Source organism: Rickettsia endosymbiont of Nabis limbatus, assembly GCF_965196655.1.
Taxonomy (GTDB): Bacteria; Pseudomonadota; Alphaproteobacteria; order Rickettsiales; family Rickettsiaceae; genus Rickettsia.
Genome location: NZ_OZ239771.1, coordinates 1,346,278 through 1,362,850, shown reverse-complemented (window position 1 = coordinate 1,362,850; position 16,573 = coordinate 1,346,278). Strand labels below are relative to the sequence as shown.

Sequence of the window (16,573 nt, the reverse complement as noted above, 5' to 3'; positions counted from 1 at the left end):
ATAATTAATTAAAATAAATATCTAGTGATACAATGATAAGAATAAATATGTACACAACAATTATCACCCTTTATAAGCAAGGCAATAGTCAAAGAAATATTGCCAAACTAACGAGAATAGACCGTAAAACAGTAAGAAAAATAGTAAACCGTTATGTAGAGTCTGGTACAGAATCTCCTGCACCCTATGAACGATCTTCAGCACTGGATTCTTGGCACGAACAAATAATTGAGTTATTAGAAAAGAATCTAAGTTACATAAGAATTTTTGAAGAGTTAAAAATTCAAGGTTATACAAAAAGTTATGGTTCGCTAACCCGTTATATCAAAAAATATAAGATACAAAATAACAGTTGCATTCGTTTTCATACTTTAGCAGGAGAGGAAGCACAAGTAGATTTTGGTGACATAGGCTTACAGTATAATTCTAAGGGGCGTAGAGTTAAAGCATATGTATTTAATATGCGTTTAAGTTATAGTCGCCTTGATTATTATGAAGTAGTGTTTGATCAAAGTTGTCAAACATGGATACAATGTCATATCAATGCATTTAATTATTTTGCTGGCAGTCCAAAAGTAATAAAACTTGATAATCTTAAAGCTGGAGTGGTAGATAGCAATTTCTATGAGCCCGTATATCAGAAGGAATACAAACGTTTAGCTGATCATTATGGAATTTTACTTTCTCCTTGTCGTGTATATCAACCTCAAGAAAAAGGCAAAGTAGAATCAGGAATAAAGTATGTCAAAAATAATTTTTTTGCTGGACGTAAATTTCATAGATATGAAGAATTAACACATGATCTTGCTAACTGGTTAAATAAAGCAAATAACCGAATACATGGTACTACTAAAAAAATTCCTCAGGAACTATTTGAGCAAGAAGAAAGTAATAATTTAATGCCTTTACCATTAGAAACGTTTGATTTGTCATCGTGGCATAATCGAAAAGTAGCAAAAGATTGTCATATCACCATAGATAATAATTATTATTCCGTACCGGCAAAATATATATACAGTGAGGTACTGGTACAATTATCACCAAAACTTGTTCAAATATTTTCTATCCAAAATGATTTAATAGCAAGGCACGTTAGAACAGATGGCAAAGGAATATTTACCACTAATCCGTCTCATTATGCCAAATATAAACGTCTATGCCCAGGTTTTATAGAATATAGTGAACATTATCAACAACAAATGCAGCAGATAGGAAATAATTGCAGTTTATTATTAGAGTTATTACAACAAACACGAGTAAATGATTGGCAACGTTGTGCTAGAGGTATTATTTCTTTACGTAAGGTTTACAATGATGAGTTAATAGATAAAGCTTGTCATAGAGCATTACATTACGGTATAAGTTCTTACTCTAAAATTAAAAATATCTTAAATAGTAATGCAGTAAACTTACCATTGCCAGAGTTTGGAGGTCAGAATGCAGAACTTGCTTAATGACCTACGTAGTTTTAGATTATCAGGTATAGTCAATAGCTTAAATGAAAGGATTATTTATGCTCAAAATAATAAACTAGGATTTAAAGAATTTCTCTCACTATTATGTGAAGATGAAAAATCTCACCGTAAGGATAATAATTACCGTCGTCGTAAAAGTGCTGCTAAATTACCAGTCACTAAAAATTTAGAAGACTTTGATTTTCAGTTCCAACCAAGTATTGATGCCAAAGTAATAAGTGATTTATCTACTTGTGATTATATTAATACTAAGGGCAATGTCATATTCATAGGTAATTCTGGAACTGGCAAAACTCATCTTGCTATTGGATTAGCATTAAAAGCTTTAACACGAGAATACTCTGTATATTTTACTACGGTATCGGATATGCTTTATAATTTACATATTGCAAGAGCAGATAATAGCTATCACAAAAAAGTTAAATTACTCTTATCATTTGACTTATTAATTCTTGATGAGTTAGGTTTTAAGCAATTACCAAAACATTCAGTAGATGATTTTTTTAATATTATTGCTAAACGATATGAAAATAAATCTACCATTATTACCACAAACAAGGATTTTGAAAGATGGAATGAAATATTTGCTGATGAGTTATTAACTCATGCAATTATTGATCGAGTAGTACATCATGCACATATACTAAACATCACAGGTAAAAGTTATCGTATTAATAACTATAAATTTGGAGGTCATTTGACATAAAAATTTTTACATATAGTGGTCCCTTTTTCGTGCAATTTACTGGTCCCTTTTTATTTGACAATGACACTTTAACCCGCCGTTTTATTATTCTACTTTGTTTTTATTTCTTTACCCCTATCTAGTTTAAAAATTATATAGTTTATAATTTATCCTAAATCTTAAGTACTATTATACCAATTGGTAATTTCTGTTCTTTACCAGACAGGCATAAGCGATTCTAGCCAATTTATTAGCTGTAGCTACTGCAATTACATTGAACGATTTCCCTTTTTCTTTTAATCTTTCAATAAATTCTGATAACGCTCCTGATGTCTGATTAGTTTTATAGCTTCTCATCAATAAAGACCTACCAGCCTGTATTAGCATTGTTCTTGCATATCTATCACCTTGCTTGGTTATTCTTCCTAGAATAATCTTACCTCCAGTGCTATTTTGTTTCGGGACAATTCCAAGTGAAGCAGCAAAATCCTTAGCAGAATCGTATGCTTCAACCGGTTTGATGCTTAAAATACTTGCGTTAATTGTACCAATTCCTGGAATAGTTTCTAAAATTTTTGCCTTCTTGGAACTCCGATTCTTTGCTGCTAATTCTTTATCTAAGCTTTGTTCACGAATCATCAATTGTTCAATTTCTTTACAATCCAGCAACATTTGTTCAGCAATAGTGTTGTTAATAAATCCTTCTTCTAGGGCAAAATTTACAAAATTTTGACAAGATTTTGCAAATGTAGATTTTCCGCATGTTACCAAATAGCCAAATTCAAATAATGAAGTCATCAGAGAGTTGCTGTACTGAATCCTTTGTTGTATTATATTTTGTCTTGCTTTATGCAGGTAAGATATTTCTTGCTCTTCTATTGTTTTAGCTTTGACGTGTATTAAATCGGGATCACATGATGCTTTGCAAATTGCAATTGAATCATTAATGTCATTTTTTTGTCGAGTTTTTGCATATGCTTTCACATCTTTAGGTTTAAGCAAGATGGCTTTATGTCCTATTGATTCAAGCCTTTGAGCCATATAATGAGCTCCACCACAAGCTTCAAATACAAAGGTTTCTGACTCTGGAAACATTGTTGATAAATTTTCAAAAAAGCTTCTTCGATCCATTGCTTTTTTTAATACAACTTTATTGTCTAAATTTATTGCTGCAAAATGCAACTTTCTTTTTGCTAAATCAATTCCTATTACTTTATAATTACTCATGGTATGGACTCCTTTATAAAATTATTAAAAATTACAAACCTATCTTAGGTTTTGGTTCTTTGATATCTTAATATCACTTAAAACCGTTGATAAGTTCTTTCTTATCATTGGCGTCCATACCATCAAGTTAAGAGAGATGTAAATTAAGTATTGAGCAAATGCATGGAATAATTTATAGAATAGCAGTAACCATTTATCTCTAAATTTCACCATTATGCGTATTACTCAAGCTCCGAAGAGACATCGTTTTCCAGCAAGCATCATTAGCCATGCAGTATGGTTATATCATCGTTCTAATAGTAGCTACCGAGATGTTCAAGAACAGATGGCATATCGAGGTATTATTTTGAGTCATGAGACAGTAAGATTTTGGTACAACAAATTTGCAGTTTATTTTCAAGATGTTATCAGAAGGAGAGAGCGGAAGCCAACTGATAAATGGCATTTAGATAAAATGAACATTAAGATTAAAGGTGAAGTATTCATACTATGGAGGGCTGTTGACTCTGAGGGACATGAATTAGAAGTATTGCTACAGAAGCGACGCAACAAGAAATCAGCTATTCGCTTTTTATTAAGATTATTGGGCAATTACCCAGCTCCAAGAGTAATTGTTACTGATAAGCTCAAGAGTTACATTAAACCGATTAAGCTTATGTGTCCTAGGACTAAACATCGAACTAATAAGAGATTAAATAATCGCGTTGAGAATGCACATCAACCAACTAGGCGAAAAGAGAAGATATTGAAATGATACTCCTCGCAGCAGAGCTACGAGGTATCTATCCAAAAAGTTTTAACTGTTTTTGTTGAAATGCTTTATAAGAAGGTTTGCCTGAACCTTGATTTTTTACATAATTACGTAATTTCCGCTCATCACCATGTTTACCTACTGTGCTCATAAAATATCCTTTACTCCAAAACTCACTTCCCCATAATTTTTCTTTAAGATTTGGATATTTCTTAAACATTTCCTTAGATGTAATACTTTTTATGATTTGAGTTATTTTTGTTGGGCTATACATTGGTATTGACTGTAGTAAAAAATGTACATGTTCTTTATCTACTCCTATTTCCAAAAATCTAATTTCATAACGAGCTTCTATGTCCTCACAAATTTTACATAAATAATCGTCTAGTTCCTCTTTGAATATTACTCTTCTATACTTTGCCGGTGTTACTAAATGATATATTAGTACTGTGACATTATCACTTTTATGTATATAACTGCTTTCTTCCATGCATCTAGTATATCACGAAGCAGACCTTCGGGGAATTAAACCCTAAGAGATTAAATTTAAGCATCCTAATGCAGCACAATGTACATTATCACTGATGGGAAAAGTTAGAAATATATTTGCCGTAAATGTTGGAAGATATACTAAAACAGCACCTGACCAAAGAATTGCATTTGCATCCGCTAAATCCATTTGGGATGAAGCTACTCAAAGACTTCTTGCTGCCTGAAATCTAAAAATATTACTCTTTTTGACACTATGTTACTTAACTTGACGATGCCTTTTTAACCTTTCAATTTCCATTATATTTTTGTACAATCTAAGTGATTTAAAACAATATTATAATTTTTAAGTTGTGAATATAAAGCAATATTTAAATTATTTTTAATATATTCAAATTCAGAGTTTTTCTTGATATCAATATTGAATCTAATATAGAAAGTTAAGCCGTTATTATCTACTTTTGTTAAAAATACATTCGCTTCTTCATTAGGAATTATAAAATCTAATTTGCCGATTGATGTTTTAAGTTTATCCATCAAATTTTCAGGATTAAGTTTAGTTTCGCTACTCGGGAATGTTATTTCTACTTGATATTTTACTATATCATTGTCTAGAGTCCAATTTGTTACATTATTTAAAATAATTTCACTACTAGGAATAAGGATAGAATGATTAGTAGTAGTCTTTAGAATAATACATCTAATCCCTATTGTTTTTACTTTTCCAATTACACCTTTTATTTCAATTATATCTCCCACTTTAATCGGTTGCTCGATCATTATAATAATTCCACTAATAAAATTGGTGATTAACGTTTGTGTGCCAAATCCTAATCCGAATGCTAATGCTCCTCCTAAAATAGCTAAACTTTCCATAGGAATATTGGCTAAAGACATAGCAATAATTATATATAAAATACGTATTGAATATATAATTAGCTTACTTATAATACTTGCACTAGTATTATTACCCTTAAATTTATGATTTACAAAGTTATTAACAGATCTCGATAAGCGTTCTGAATATTTAATGCCCAACAATAAAACTAGTATGAAAATACAAATATTGCTTACTGTAATTTGGTTATTAGCAATAGGAAATAATTCATATTTCCATAAAGTAAGAAATTTTTGAGTAACTAATTCAATCCCTTCTTCAATCTGATACATATTAATTCCTTTATAATAATGATATGTAAATAATATAATAAATTTAAAATATATCAAAAATATAAACTTAACTTAGAAAGCCCATTGATTGATAAGTTGCTTTTGAGTAACACCTAATTGGCACCGTCAAGTTAAGAGAGATGTAAATTAAGTATAGAGCAAATGCATGGAATAATTTATAGAATAGCAGTAACCATTTATCTCTAAATTTCACCATTATGCGTATTACTCAAGCTCCGAAGAGACATCGTTTTCCAGCAAGCATCATTAGCCATGCAGTATGGTTATATCATCGTTTTAATAGTAGCTACCGAGATGTTCAAGAACAGATGGCATATTGAGGTATTATTTTGAGTCATGAGACAGTAAGATTTTGGTGCAATAAATTTGCAGTTTATTTTCAAGATGTTATCAGAAGGAGAGAGCGGAAGCCAACTGATAAATGGCATTTAGATAAAATGAACATTAAGATTAAAGGTGAAGTATTCATACTATGGAGGGCTGTTGACTCTGAGGGACATGAATTAGAAGTATTGCTACAGAAGCGACGCAACAAGAAATCAGCTATTCGCTTTTTATTAAGATTATTGGGCAATTACCCAGCTCCAAGAGTAATTGTTACTGATAAGCTCAAGAGTTACATTAAACCGATTAAGCTTATGTGTCCTAGGACTAAACATCGAACTAATAAGAGATTAAATAATCGCGTTGAGAATGCACATCAACCAACTAGGCGAAAAGAGAAGATATTGATTAAATTTAAGCATCCTAATGCAGCACAATGTACATTATCACTGATGGGAAAAGTTAGAAATATATTTGCCGTAAATGTTGGAAGATATACTAAAACAGCACCTGACCAAAGAATTGCATTTGCATCCGCTAAATCCATTTGGGATGAAGCTACTCAAAGACTTCTTGCTGCCTGAAATCTAAAAATATTACTCTTTTTGACACTATGTTACTTAAACTTGACGATGCCACTTTTTGGATAGATACCTCGTAGCTCTGCTGCGAGGAGTATCATTTAATCACGATTATAAATATTTTATTGATGATGTAAAGTGTTATTATGTTACTAAAAATTATAGTTTATATTTTTCTATACAAAAGTGTTGCATCGCCATAGCTAAAAAAACGCATTTGTTCTTTTATGGCGTATTTATATAGCTCGTGCATTTCTTTAAAGCCAGCAAAAGCACAGACTAGCATAAATAAAGTAGATTTTGGGAAATGAAAATTAGTAAGCAACATATCGACTATTTGAAATTTAAATCCTGGAGTTATAAAGATATCGGTTTCAAACTCACCAGAATTTACATTGCTATTTATACTAGAGCTTTCAAGAGTTCGAAGGCTTGTAGTGCCGACTGCTATAATACGCCTTTTTTCCTGTTTAGCTTTATTTATAATTGCAGCGGTTTCAGGAGTGATAGAGCAATATTCCGTATGCATTTTATGCTCGTTAATATTCTCGGTTTTAACTGGCATAAAAGTTCCTGCTCCGACATGTAGAGTTACAAACGCCACTTGCACGCCCTTTTCTTTAAGCTTATTTATTATATCGTTTGTGAAATGTAAGCCTGCTGTTGGTGCAGCAACTGAACCTTGAATATTGCTATAAACTGTTTGATAACGTTCATTGTCGCTTTTTTGTGTTTCAGGACGTTTAATATAAAACGGTAATGGCATTTCGCCGTATTTATCTAAAAACTCAAACACCGAAATATCAGCAAGTTCGAATTTAATTTTAATCTCACCCATTTCGAGCTTTTCGGTGATAATTATTTTATGATCATCAAAATAAAACTCATCGCCTACCTTTAGCTTACGTACAGGTTTTGCAAAAGCTGACCAATAGTCGATTGATTTAAGCTTGCCTACATCATCGCTCGTTGCTATCCTATTATCCTTAAGTCTTTGATTTAAGTTTATAGTGATTTTTCCATTTAAATTCAATTTTGCTTTTATCACTTTACTGTTATTAAAAACTAATAGATCCCCTTCTTTTAAATGATCAATAATATTGTAAAATTTGGTTTTGACATGTTGCTGTGTAGAAGCAATTAATAAATTTGACTCATCACGTTTGCTTACTGGATTTTGAGCGATTAGCTCTAAAGGTAAGTCAAAGTCAAAATCGGATAATTTCATGAGATTTGTGTTAAAGATTTAGAAAAATTATCACTAATTTGTTAATAAAGAACTGATAAAGTATGTAAAGTTTAGCGTGGTGGAGGTAATTAGTACGATTTACTAACCAATACCACCAAACGACAGTATATAAATGATGCTTTTACTATGCAACAAAATTCACAAGCAGCATAAAAATTTAAGGGGCGGAGGAAAATTTATCCAAACGTGCTATCACCACATGCTCCTGACATGCTAATATCGTCAGCTATATTTTGATGTTCTATTAATTCCTCAAGATCTTCTTTTACGCCCATAAATTTTGATGCTGCAAACTTATTATCTAAAAGCTTCTGTATATTAGTTATTATTTGGTTTCGGTCGATTTTGCTAGTAAGAAGAGGAGTTTTTGGCATCGTCAAGTTAAGTAACATAGTGTCAAAAAGAGTAATATTTTTAGATTTCAGGCAGCAAGAAGTCTTTGAGTAGCTTCATCCCAAATGGATTTAGCGGATGCAAATGCAATTCTTTGGTCAGGTGCTGTTTTAGTATATCTTCCAACATTTACGGCAAATATATTTCTAACTTTTCCCATCAGTGATAATGTACATTGTGCTGCATTAGGATGCTTAAATTTAATCAATATCTTCTCTTTTCGCCTAGTTGGTTGATGTGCATTCTCAACGCGATTATTTAATCTCTTATTAGTTCGATGTTTAGTCCTAGGACACATAAGCTTAATCGGTTTAATGTAACTCTTGAGCTTATCAGTAACAATTACTCTTGGAGCTGGGTAATTGCCCAATAATCTTAATAAAAAGCGAATAGCTGATTTCTTGTTGCGTCGCTTCTGTAGCAATACTTCTAATTCATGTCCCTCAGAGTCAACAGCCCTCCATAGTATGAATACTTCACCTTTAATCTTAATGTTCATTTTATCTAAATGCCATTTATCAGTTGGCTTCCGCTCCCTCCTTCTGATAACATCTTGAAAATAAACTGCAAATTTATTGCACCAAAATCTTACTGTCTCATGACTCAAAATAATACCTCAATATGCCATCTGTTCTTGAACATCTCGGTAGCTACTATTAGAACGATGATATAACCATACTGCATGGCTAATGATGCTTGCTGGAAAACGATGTCTCTTCGGAGCTTGAGTAATACGCATAATGGTGAAATTTAGAGATAAATGGTTACTGCTATTCTATAAATTATTCCATGCATTTGCTCAATACTTAATTTACATCTCTCTTAACTTGATGGTATGGACGCCAATGATAAGAAAGAACTTATCAACGGTTTTAAGTGATATTAAGATATCAAAGAACCAAAACCTAAGATAGGTTTGTAATTTTTAATAATTTTATAAAGGAGTCCATACCATGAGTAATTATAAAGTAATAGGAATTGATTTAGCAAAAAGAAAGTTGCATTTTGCAGCAATAAATTTAGACAATAAAGTTGTATTAAAAAAAGCAATGGATCGAAGAAGCTTTTTTGAAAATTTATCAACAATGTTTCCAGAGTCAGAAACCTTTGTATTTGAAGCTTGTGGTGGAGCTCATTATATGGCTCAAAGGCTTGAATCAATAGGACATAAAGCCATCTTGCTTAAACCTAAAGATGTGAAAGCATATGCAAAAACTCGACAAAAAAATGACATTAATGATTCAATTGCAATTTGCAAAGCATCATGTGATCCCGATTTAATACACGTCAAAGCTAAAACAATAGAAGAGCAAGAAATATCTTACCTGCATAAAGCAAGACAAAATATAATACAACAAAGGATTCAGTACAGCAACTCTCTGATGACTTCATTATTTGAATTTGGCTATTTGGTAACATGCGGAAAATCTACATTTGCAAAATCTTGTCAAAATTTTGTAAATTTTGCCCTAGAAGAAGGATTTATTAACAACACTATTGCTGAACAAATGTTGCTGGATTGTAAAGAAATTGAACAATTGATGATTCGTGAACAAAGCTTAGATAAAGAATTAGCAGCAAAGAATCGGAGTTCCAAGAAGGCAAAAATTTTAGAAACTATTCCAGGAATTGGTACAATTAACGCAAGTATTTTAAGCATCAAACCGGTTGAAGCATACGATTCTGCTAAGGATTTTGCTGCTTCACTTGGAATTGTCCCGAAACAAAATAGCACTGGAGGTAAGATTATTCTAGGAAGAATAACCAAGCAAGGTGATAGATATGCAAGAACAATGCTAATACAGGCTGGTAGGTCTTTATTGATGAGAAGCTATAAAACTAATCAGACATCAGGAGCGTTATCAGAATTTATTGAAAGATTAAAAGAAAAAGGGAAATCGTTCAATGTAATTGCAGTAGCTACAGCTAATAAATTGGCTAGAATCGCTTATGCCTGTCTGGTAAAGAACAGAAATTACCAATTGGTATAATAGTACTTAAGATTTAGGATAAATTATAAACTATATAATTTTTAAACTAGATAGGGGTAAAGAAATAAAAACAAAGTAGAATAATAAAACGGCGGGTTAAAGAGATAATACATAATCATTCTGGATGAAATCCGAGCTAACGTCATGGTACCTAGATACCGCTAACTTGAGTGAATCTCTCTAGGATCTTAGGCAGAATGCAGAAACCATTATGGCACTTTGATGCCGAATATATGACTGCTTCATTTATCATTAACTGTTTTTTATTTTTAGTACTTGTTTTTAACCAGGCGTCCATATATGACGATGCCTTTTCGTCGTATGAGTAAAGACTATGAGCATAACTATAAAACTTCTGAACATATTATTTATATCAATATGATTACACTTATGCTTAAAAAATTGACTAAACCTTAATTTCAAGACAGTCTCTAAGACTTAGATGTAAAAAATTATATTACCGGTACAGTAATGAACTTAATTACTGTGACTACTTACAAAGATATGAAAGTTAACGATGAAGTGGCAGATATTCGAGATAATATATTAAATAATTTAAATCCTGAACTAGTAAATCATAGTATTTTAACGCGAGTTTCGTATTCAAAAAGTCGCTGTATAGCTGATAAACAGTGGGTTACGGGGATATTGATAATACTGTTTTTGTTATAAAGTGAGTACAAAATACAAATTGCTAATTAAAATATGGTATTTATAGTATAAGAAAAAAGTTTATAGGTTATTGAAAAAACTTTAAGAGCAATAACCTATGATAATGGATTTTACAGAAATATTTTGTTACGTCGATGATTTTTTTCAAGAATTAGACAAGCATACAAATTCAATTACTAACCATAACAACAAATCTGGTCCTAAAAGTCGACTTAACAGAAGTGAGGTAATAACAATTATAATAGGCTACTGGCAGTCATCTTATGATTGTTTTAAGAATTATTATCTGAAGCAAATATGGATTTATCATCAAAGAGATTTTCAATTAGTAAGCTATAGTCAATTTATAAAAATAATAGGTCCACATTTACCACTATTAGTACTGATATTTAATTCTATTTTGGATCAGTGTGATGGCCTTTCTTTTGTAGATTCAAGTAGTATAGAGGTATGTAAGAGATACCGTATTTCAATGAATAAAGTGTTCGCCGGCATAGCAGCACGCAGTAAGACAACAAAAGGTTGGTTCTATGGACTTAAACTACATCTAATAATTAATAGAGCCGGTGGTATAGTTAAAGCATCTTTTAGCCCTGGCAATAAGGATGATAGAAAACAGCTGGAACTGATGATCAAAAATCTTTTTGGTAAAGTATTCGGAGATCGTGGTTATATTTCACAACAATTATTTCAACAACTTTTAGAGCAAGGAATTTTTATGGTAACTAGGGTAAAGAAAAATATGAAAAATAAACTTATGTCTATGTTGGATAAAATATTATTGCTTAAAAGAGCATTAATAGAATCTGTGTTTAGTAAAATTAAACTATTGGGGAAGTTTGAGCATTCAAGGCATAGATCAGTTACAAATGCCTTTGTGCATATGGTTGCAGCACTGATAAATTATCAAATGTCTGATAATAAACCTTCTATTACATCTCTCTTGATATGCTAAATCCTATGCTATATTAATTCGAAACTCGCGTTAAGTAATGAAACTATACAAAAAATAAATGAACATATAGTTTATTATAATACTGTAGATATTTCATCGCATGATTTAACCCCAAGTTTTATAAATGAAGCTGAACACCAAGAATATAACTTAGCCGGCGAAGAATCTTCCATTAAACATTCATATAATGAAGATTATTGAGATAATGAGAACAACATCACTTTAGCAGCTTTTATACCTGCTTCTTTTGAGATTCTTGTGTTAGATATTTCGGTATGGAAAGCTATTTTACTACCATCAAGGTTACCGAGCATAAAATCGGTTTGTATATCACCATTATCTAAATATTTCGAATAAGCACCTATAGGCGTGCGACAATTTGCATCTAAATATTCTAAAAGTGCTCTTTCCGGTTTTATTAGTTCAAAAGTCGGTAGGTGGTTAATTTGTTTGCATATCTCAATCATAGCATGATTGTCTTTTCGTATTTCAATCGCAATAACTCCTTGTCCTATACATGGCAACATCTGTGAATGCTCTATCAAATGACAATATTCCGGATTAAATGCATTAAGCCTTTTTAAGCCGGCATATGCAAGGATTGTTGCGTCAACTTCCTTATTAATTAGCTTGTTGATTCTCGAGTCAACATTGCCTCTAAACATTACTATTTCTAAATCCGGTCTTATTCTTTGTACACATAATTTTCGGCGTACTGATGAAGTCCCTATTACGGCATTTTTTGGCAGCTCTTCTATGGATTTATGTGTTAGACAAACAAACACATCTCTTGAATCTTCCCGCTCTAAAACAGCTTCAATGCTCAAATCTTCAGGTATTATTCCTGGAACATCTTTCAAAGAATGAACAGCTAAATCAATTTTTTTATCAAGCAAAGCCTGCTCTATTTCTTTCAAGAATAAAGCCTTACCGCCTATATCATATAAAGGTTTATTTTGGATCAAATCACCGCTAGTAGTGATTTCTACTATCTCACAATTAATATTAGGAAAATGCTGTTTGATTTGCTCAATAACTAGTTTAGTTTGTGTTAAAGCAAGCTTACTTTTTCTAGTCCCTATCCTGATAGAATTTATCATTTAAATTTATTGTTATATTATTGGTGCTATTTATGTGTCATCTCGTGGCTTGACCACATGATCCAATATTTTGTCATACCGCAACTTGATTGCGGTATCTCAGGATATGGTCTGCAACACAAAACTCCGTGATCAAGTTATGGGATGACAATAAAAAAGGCACCGTCATATATGGACGCCTGGTTAAAAACAAGTACTAAAAATAAAAAACAGTTAATGATAAATGAAGCAGTCATATATTCGGCATCAAAGTGCCATAATGGTTTCTGCATTCTGCCTAAGATCCTAGAGAGATTCACTCAAGTTAGCGGTATCTAGGTACCATGACGTTAGCTCGGATTTCATCCAGAATGATTATGTATTATCTCTTTAACCCGCCGTTTTATTATTCTACTTTGTTTTTATTTCTTTACCCCTATCTAGTTTAAAAATTATATAGTTTATAATTTATCCTAAATCTTAAGTACTATTATACCAATTGGTAATTTCTGTTCTTTACCAGACAGGCATAAGCGATTCTAGCCAATTTATTAGCTGTAGCTACTGCAATTACATTGAACGATTTCCCTTTTTCTTTTAATCTTTCAATAAATTCTGATAACGCTCCTGATGTCTGATTAGTTTTATAGCTTCTCATCAATAAAGACCTACCAGCCTGTATTAGCATTGTTCTTGCATATCTATCACCTTGCTTGGTTATTCTTCCTAGAATAATCTTACCTCCAGTGCTATTTTGTTTCGGGACAATTCCAAGTGAAGCAGCAAAATCCTTAGCAGAATCGTATGCTTCAACCGGTTTGATGCTTAAAATACTTGCGTTAATTGTACCAATTCCTGGAATAGTTTCTAAAATTTTTGCCTTCTTGGAACTCCGATTCTTTGCTGCTAATTCTTTATCTAAGCTTTGTTCACGAATCATCAATTGTTCAATTTCTTTACAATCCAGCAACATTTGTTCAGCAATAGTGTTGTTAATAAATCCTTCTTCTAGGGCAAAATTTACAAAATTTTGACAAGATTTTGCAAATGTAGATTTTCCGCATGTTACCAAATAGCCAAATTCAAATAATGAAGTCATCAGAGAGTTGCTGTACTGAATCCTTTGTTGTATTATATTTTGTCTTGCTTTATGCAGGTAAGATATTTCTTGCTCTTCTATTGTTTTAGCTTTGACGTGTATTAAATCGGGATCACATGATGCTTTGCAAATTGCAATTGAATCATTAATGTCATTTTTTTGTCGAGTTTTTGCATATGCTTTCACATCTTTAGGTTTAAGCAAGATGGCTTTATGTCCTATTGATTCAAGCCTTTGAGCCATATAATGAGCTCCACCACAAGCTTCAAATACAAAGGTTTCTGACTCTGGAAACATTGTTGATAAATTTTCAAAAAAGCTTCTTCGATCCATTGCTTTTTTTAATACAACTTTATTGTCTAAATTTATTGCTGCAAAATGCAACTTTCTTTTTGCTAAATCAATTCCTATTACTTTATAATTACTCATGGTATGGACTCCTTTATAAAATTATTAAAAATTACAAACCTATCTTAGGTTTTGGTTCTTTGATATCTTAATATCACTTAAAACCGTTGATAAGTTCTTTCTTATCATTGGCGTCCATACCATCAAGTTAAGTAACATAGTGTCAAAAAGAGTAATATTTTTAGATTTCAGGCAGCAAGAAGTCTTTGAGTAGCTTCATCCCAAATGGATTTAGCGGATGCAAATTCAATTCTTTGGTCAGGTGCTGTTTTAGTATATCTTCCAACATTTACGGCAAATATATTTCTAACTTTTCCCATCAGTGATAATGTACATTGTGCTGCATTAGGATGCTTAAATTTAATCAATATCTTCTCTTTTCGCCTAGTTGGTTGATGTGCATTCTCAACGCGATTATTTAATCTCTTATTAGTTCGATGTTTAGTCCTAGGACACATAAGCTTAATCGGTTTAATGTAACTCTTGAGCTTATCAGTAACAATTACTCTTGGAGCTGGGTAATTGCCCAATAATCTTAATAAAAAGCGAATAGCTGATTTCTTGTTGCGTCGCTTCTGTAGCAATACTTCTAATTCATGTCCCTCAGAGTCAACAGCCCTCCATAGTATGAATACTTCACCTTTAATCTTAATGTTCATTTTATCTAAATGCCATTTATCAGTTGGCTTCCGCTCTCTCCTTCTGATAACATCTTGAAAATAAACTGCAAATTTGTTGTACCAAAATCTTACTGTCTCATGACTCAAAATAATACCTCGATATGCCATCTGTTCTTGAACATCTCGGTAGCTACTATTAAAACGATGATATAACCATACTGCATGGCTAATGATGCTTGCTGGAAAACGATGTCTCTTCGGAGCTTGAGTAATACGCATAATGGTGAAATTTAGAGATAAATGGTTACTGCTATTCTATAAATTATTCCATGCATTTGCTCAATACTTAATTTACATCTCTCTTAACTTGACGGTGCCTTTTTACTTATTAGAAGGTTTATCTTTTTGCTCTAAACTAAATAAAGTGAAGCCTGTAAAGATTTTGCTTTCTTTTTTACCGGTTGCATATTCTTCTAATGTAACTTCAACAATTTCTTTAGAACCTACTGGAGTTGCATGTCTGAAATAAAGCTTGTCATTTTTGGTAAATACAAATCCAACGTGAGCTATATTATGTTCTGATTTTGTTAATTCAAGTAATTTGGGGTTATCCATTGTCATAACCATAAGATATATTTTTCCTGCAAATTGCTTTGTCAGTTTCTGCTTATGATCTAAGAAATCTGTAAAGCTTATATAACTAATATCAGATTTAAAAGGTTTGATGGATTTTATCTGATTATATTTTTCACCAAATGAAAAACATTCGTCTTTAGATACATTATCTTTAATGTAATTATTAAGTTGTGTTTCAAGTAAACCTGCTTTATTAATCATCGCAGTTTTAACTTTAGCATATGGAAGCTTTGTAAATACATTTTCCATTGTAAAATATTTACTATTATTCTTTAACCATTCATCCATGAAATGATTTCTATTAACATATGATATGTCGTCAGAAAGAAACATAATTTTTGCTAAAGCTTCTGCTAACTGTTCTTTAAATTTTTCAGAATCCGCATTTGGTTCTTTTATTTCTGCTAATGCTATAACCATTTCTATATAGCTAAAGCAGTCAAAAGTTTCTAGATTAATTAGCTCATTCTTATCTCTATTCTTATCCCAAATAATTAAATTTGTGCCTATTTCTGTATCATAAGGTTTACCTATGAAATAGTCAGAATATGCTAATATTTTATTGGAGAAATTCTCGTCTTTTAATGATATTGCTAGCTTGTGAAGATTTTGCATGTTAATAGGAGAGATTTTATTTGTTTATTGTGTTTTTGTACTTTGAACCTTATCCGCATTAGACGACTCATTAAAAGCATAGCTATTAAAAGAAATAATAGAACAAATGCTTAAAGTTAAAATTAATTTTTTT

At 31.7% G+C, this 16,573-nt stretch carries 21 protein-coding genes; 9 read left to right on the top strand and 12 right to left on the bottom strand.

All coding sequences use genetic code 11. From position 1 onward, the window contains the following. Positions 1-47: 47 nt before the first annotated feature. Entirely contained in the window at positions 48-1,454 is a 1,407-nt protein-coding gene (istA, locus tag ACOAL3_RS07905) for an IS21 family transposase (protein WP_419234561.1), read from the top strand. Continuing rightward, the gene (gene istB, locus ACOAL3_RS07900; protein WP_419234522.1) at positions 1,438-2,181 is read left to right on the top strand and encodes an IS21-like element helper ATPase IstB; all 744 of its coding nucleotides are present in this window, start codon (positions 1,438-1,440) and stop codon (positions 2,179-2,181) included. The genes istA and istB overlap by 17 nt, the downstream gene beginning before the upstream one ends. 168 nt (positions 2,182-2,349) lie before the next feature. On the opposite strand, the gene ACOAL3_RS07895 is transcribed toward istB, so the two are convergent. Next, positions 2,350-3,387 carry an IS110 family RNA-guided transposase gene (locus tag ACOAL3_RS07895; protein ID WP_419234517.1) on the bottom strand — a complete coding sequence of 346 codons (1,038 nt, stop codon included), beginning with the start codon at positions 3,385-3,387 and terminating at the stop codon, positions 2,350-2,352. Between the two features lie 214 nt (positions 3,388-3,601). On the opposite strand from ACOAL3_RS07895, the gene ACOAL3_RS07890 reads away from it, so the two are divergent. Further along, positions 3,602-4,141: an IS6 family transposase gene (locus tag ACOAL3_RS07890; RefSeq protein WP_419234772.1), complete on the top strand. Its 540-nt coding sequence runs from the start codon at positions 3,602-3,604 to the stop codon at positions 4,139-4,141. A 28-nt stretch (positions 4,142-4,169) separates the two neighbouring features. Here the strand turns inward: ACOAL3_RS07890 and tnpA are convergent, their stop codons facing one another. After that, positions 4,170-4,628 carry an IS200/IS605 family transposase gene (tnpA, locus tag ACOAL3_RS07885; protein ID WP_419234618.1) on the bottom strand — a complete coding sequence of 153 codons (459 nt, stop codon included), beginning with the start codon at positions 4,626-4,628 and terminating at the stop codon, positions 4,170-4,172. 94 nt (positions 4,629-4,722) lie between these two features. On the opposite strand from tnpA, the gene ACOAL3_RS07880 reads away from it, so the two are divergent. After that, the gene (locus ACOAL3_RS07880) at positions 4,723-4,854 is read left to right on the top strand and encodes a hypothetical protein (protein ID WP_419234771.1); all 132 of its coding nucleotides are present in this window, start codon (positions 4,723-4,725) and stop codon (positions 4,852-4,854) included. 73 nt (positions 4,855-4,927) lie between these two features. On the opposite strand, the gene ACOAL3_RS07875 is transcribed toward ACOAL3_RS07880, so the two are convergent. Next, positions 4,928-5,797, bottom strand: coding sequence for a mechanosensitive ion channel family protein (locus tag ACOAL3_RS07875; protein WP_419234770.1), 870 nt, complete (start codon positions 5,795-5,797; stop codon positions 4,928-4,930). A gap of 218 nt (positions 5,798-6,015) precedes the next feature. Here ACOAL3_RS07875 and ACOAL3_RS07870 point away from each other — a divergent pair, with 218 nt between their 5' ends. Both ACOAL3_RS07870 and ACOAL3_RS07865 read left to right on the top strand, forming a co-directional pair. Beyond that, positions 6,016-6,138, top strand: coding sequence for a hypothetical protein (locus tag ACOAL3_RS07870; protein ID WP_419234769.1), 123 nt, complete (start codon positions 6,016-6,018; stop codon positions 6,136-6,138). Positions 6,139-6,147: 9 nt separating this feature from the next. Beyond that, positions 6,148-6,726, top strand: a complete 579-nt coding sequence (locus tag ACOAL3_RS07865; protein WP_419234669.1) for an IS6 family transposase — start codon at positions 6,148-6,150, stop codon at positions 6,724-6,726. Positions 6,727-6,889: 163 nt separating this feature from the next. Here ACOAL3_RS07865 and queA read toward each other — a convergent pair whose 3' ends face one another. The 4 genes from queA to ACOAL3_RS07845 all read right to left on the bottom strand — a co-directional run bounded on the left by queA (position 6,890) and on the right by ACOAL3_RS07845 (position 9,104). After that, the gene (gene queA, locus ACOAL3_RS07860; RefSeq protein WP_419234768.1) at positions 6,890-7,951 is read right to left on the bottom strand and encodes a tRNA preQ1(34) S-adenosylmethionine ribosyltransferase-isomerase QueA; all 1,062 of its coding nucleotides are present in this window, start codon (positions 7,949-7,951) and stop codon (positions 6,890-6,892) included. 197 nt (positions 7,952-8,148) lie between these two features. Then, positions 8,149-8,352, bottom strand: coding sequence for a hypothetical protein (locus ACOAL3_RS07855; RefSeq protein WP_419234767.1), 204 nt, complete (start codon positions 8,350-8,352; stop codon positions 8,149-8,151). A 41-nt stretch (positions 8,353-8,393) separates the two neighbouring features. Continuing rightward, positions 8,394-8,972, bottom strand: a complete 579-nt coding sequence (locus ACOAL3_RS07850) for an IS6 family transposase (protein WP_419234669.1) — start codon at positions 8,970-8,972, stop codon at positions 8,394-8,396. 9 nt (positions 8,973-8,981) lie between these two features. Beyond that, positions 8,982-9,104: a hypothetical protein gene (locus ACOAL3_RS07845; RefSeq protein WP_419234670.1), complete on the bottom strand. Its 123-nt coding sequence runs from the start codon at positions 9,102-9,104 to the stop codon at positions 8,982-8,984. Positions 9,105-9,318: 214 nt separating this feature from the next. Here ACOAL3_RS07845 and ACOAL3_RS07840 point away from each other — a divergent pair, with 214 nt between their 5' ends. The 3 genes from ACOAL3_RS07840 (at position 9,319) to ACOAL3_RS07830 (ending at position 11,983) form a co-directional block, all read left to right on the top strand. Continuing rightward, positions 9,319-10,356, top strand: a complete 1,038-nt coding sequence (locus ACOAL3_RS07840) for an IS110 family RNA-guided transposase (RefSeq protein ID WP_419234517.1) — start codon at positions 9,319-9,321, stop codon at positions 10,354-10,356. Positions 10,357-10,553: 197 nt separating this feature from the next. Then, positions 10,554-10,685, top strand: coding sequence for a hypothetical protein (locus ACOAL3_RS07835; RefSeq protein ID WP_419234766.1), 132 nt, complete (start codon positions 10,554-10,556; stop codon positions 10,683-10,685). Positions 10,686-11,125: 440 nt separating this feature from the next. Then, positions 11,126-11,983, top strand: coding sequence for an IS982 family transposase (locus ACOAL3_RS07830; RefSeq protein WP_419234519.1), 858 nt, complete (start codon positions 11,126-11,128; stop codon positions 11,981-11,983). A 194-nt stretch (positions 11,984-12,177) separates the two neighbouring features. Here the strand turns inward: ACOAL3_RS07830 and hemC are convergent, their stop codons facing one another. The 5 genes from hemC to ACOAL3_RS07805 form a co-directional block, all read right to left on the bottom strand. Beyond that, positions 12,178-13,083, bottom strand: coding sequence for a hydroxymethylbilane synthase (gene hemC / locus ACOAL3_RS07825; protein WP_419234765.1), 906 nt, complete (start codon positions 13,081-13,083; stop codon positions 12,178-12,180). A 137-nt stretch (positions 13,084-13,220) separates the two neighbouring features. After that, complete coding sequence (locus ACOAL3_RS07820) at positions 13,221-13,355, bottom strand: hypothetical protein (protein ID WP_419234764.1); 135 nt, start codon at positions 13,353-13,355, stop codon at positions 13,221-13,223. 197 nt (positions 13,356-13,552) lie between these two features. Beyond that, the gene (locus ACOAL3_RS07815; protein WP_419234517.1) at positions 13,553-14,590 is read right to left on the bottom strand and encodes an IS110 family RNA-guided transposase; all 1,038 of its coding nucleotides are present in this window, start codon (positions 14,588-14,590) and stop codon (positions 13,553-13,555) included. Positions 14,591-14,757: 167 nt separating this feature from the next. After that, the gene (locus tag ACOAL3_RS07810; protein WP_419234763.1) at positions 14,758-15,468 is read right to left on the bottom strand and encodes an IS6 family transposase; all 711 of its coding nucleotides are present in this window, start codon (positions 15,466-15,468) and stop codon (positions 14,758-14,760) included. Between the two features lie 102 nt (positions 15,469-15,570). Further along, positions 15,571-16,440: an N-acetylmuramoyl-L-alanine amidase-like domain-containing protein gene (locus tag ACOAL3_RS07805; RefSeq protein WP_419234762.1), complete on the bottom strand. Its 870-nt coding sequence runs from the start codon at positions 16,438-16,440 to the stop codon at positions 15,571-15,573. Positions 16,441-16,573: the final 133 nt, after the last annotated feature.

Excerpts from the sequence above, each read along its gene's own strand:
- istA (WP_419234561.1), top strand. The coding sequence starts at position 48 with ATGTACACAACAATTATCACCCTTTATAAGCAAGGCAATAGTCAAAGA.
- istB (WP_419234522.1), top strand. The coding sequence starts at position 1,438 with ATGCAGAACTTGCTTAATGACCTACGTAGTTTTAGATTATCAGGTATA.
- ACOAL3_RS07895 (WP_419234517.1), bottom strand. The coding sequence starts at position 3,387 with ATGAGTAATTATAAAGTAATAGGAATTGATTTAGCAAAAAGAAAGTTG.
- ACOAL3_RS07890 (WP_419234772.1), top strand. The coding sequence starts at position 3,602 with ATGCGTATTACTCAAGCTCCGAAGAGACATCGTTTTCCAGCAAGCATC.
- tnpA (WP_419234618.1), bottom strand. The coding sequence starts at position 4,628 with ATGGAAGAAAGCAGTTATATACATAAAAGTGATAATGTCACAGTACTA.
- ACOAL3_RS07880 (WP_419234771.1), top strand. The coding sequence starts at position 4,723 with ATGGGAAAAGTTAGAAATATATTTGCCGTAAATGTTGGAAGATATACT.
- ACOAL3_RS07875 (WP_419234770.1), bottom strand. The coding sequence starts at position 5,797 with ATGTATCAGATTGAAGAAGGGATTGAATTAGTTACTCAAAAATTTCTT.
- ACOAL3_RS07870 (WP_419234769.1), top strand. The coding sequence starts at position 6,016 with ATGCGTATTACTCAAGCTCCGAAGAGACATCGTTTTCCAGCAAGCATC.
- queA (WP_419234768.1), bottom strand. The coding sequence starts at position 7,951 with ATGAAATTATCCGATTTTGACTTTGACTTACCTTTAGAGCTAATCGCT.
- ACOAL3_RS07845 (WP_419234670.1), bottom strand. The coding sequence starts at position 9,104 with ATGCGTATTACTCAAGCTCCGAAGAGACATCGTTTTCCAGCAAGCATC.
- ACOAL3_RS07840 (WP_419234517.1), top strand. The coding sequence starts at position 9,319 with ATGAGTAATTATAAAGTAATAGGAATTGATTTAGCAAAAAGAAAGTTG.
- ACOAL3_RS07835 (WP_419234766.1), top strand. The coding sequence starts at position 10,554 with ATGCAGAAACCATTATGGCACTTTGATGCCGAATATATGACTGCTTCA.
- ACOAL3_RS07830 (WP_419234519.1), top strand. The coding sequence starts at position 11,126 with ATGATAATGGATTTTACAGAAATATTTTGTTACGTCGATGATTTTTTT.
- hemC (WP_419234765.1), bottom strand. The coding sequence starts at position 13,083 with ATGATAAATTCTATCAGGATAGGGACTAGAAAAAGTAAGCTTGCTTTA.
- ACOAL3_RS07820 (WP_419234764.1), bottom strand. The coding sequence starts at position 13,355 with ATGCAGAAACCATTATGGCACTTTGATGCCGAATATATGACTGCTTCA.
- ACOAL3_RS07815 (WP_419234517.1), bottom strand. The coding sequence starts at position 14,590 with ATGAGTAATTATAAAGTAATAGGAATTGATTTAGCAAAAAGAAAGTTG.
- ACOAL3_RS07810 (WP_419234763.1), bottom strand. The coding sequence starts at position 15,468 with ATGCGTATTACTCAAGCTCCGAAGAGACATCGTTTTCCAGCAAGCATC.
- ACOAL3_RS07805 (WP_419234762.1), bottom strand. The coding sequence starts at position 16,440 with ATGCAAAATCTTCACAAGCTAGCAATATCATTAAAAGACGAGAATTTC.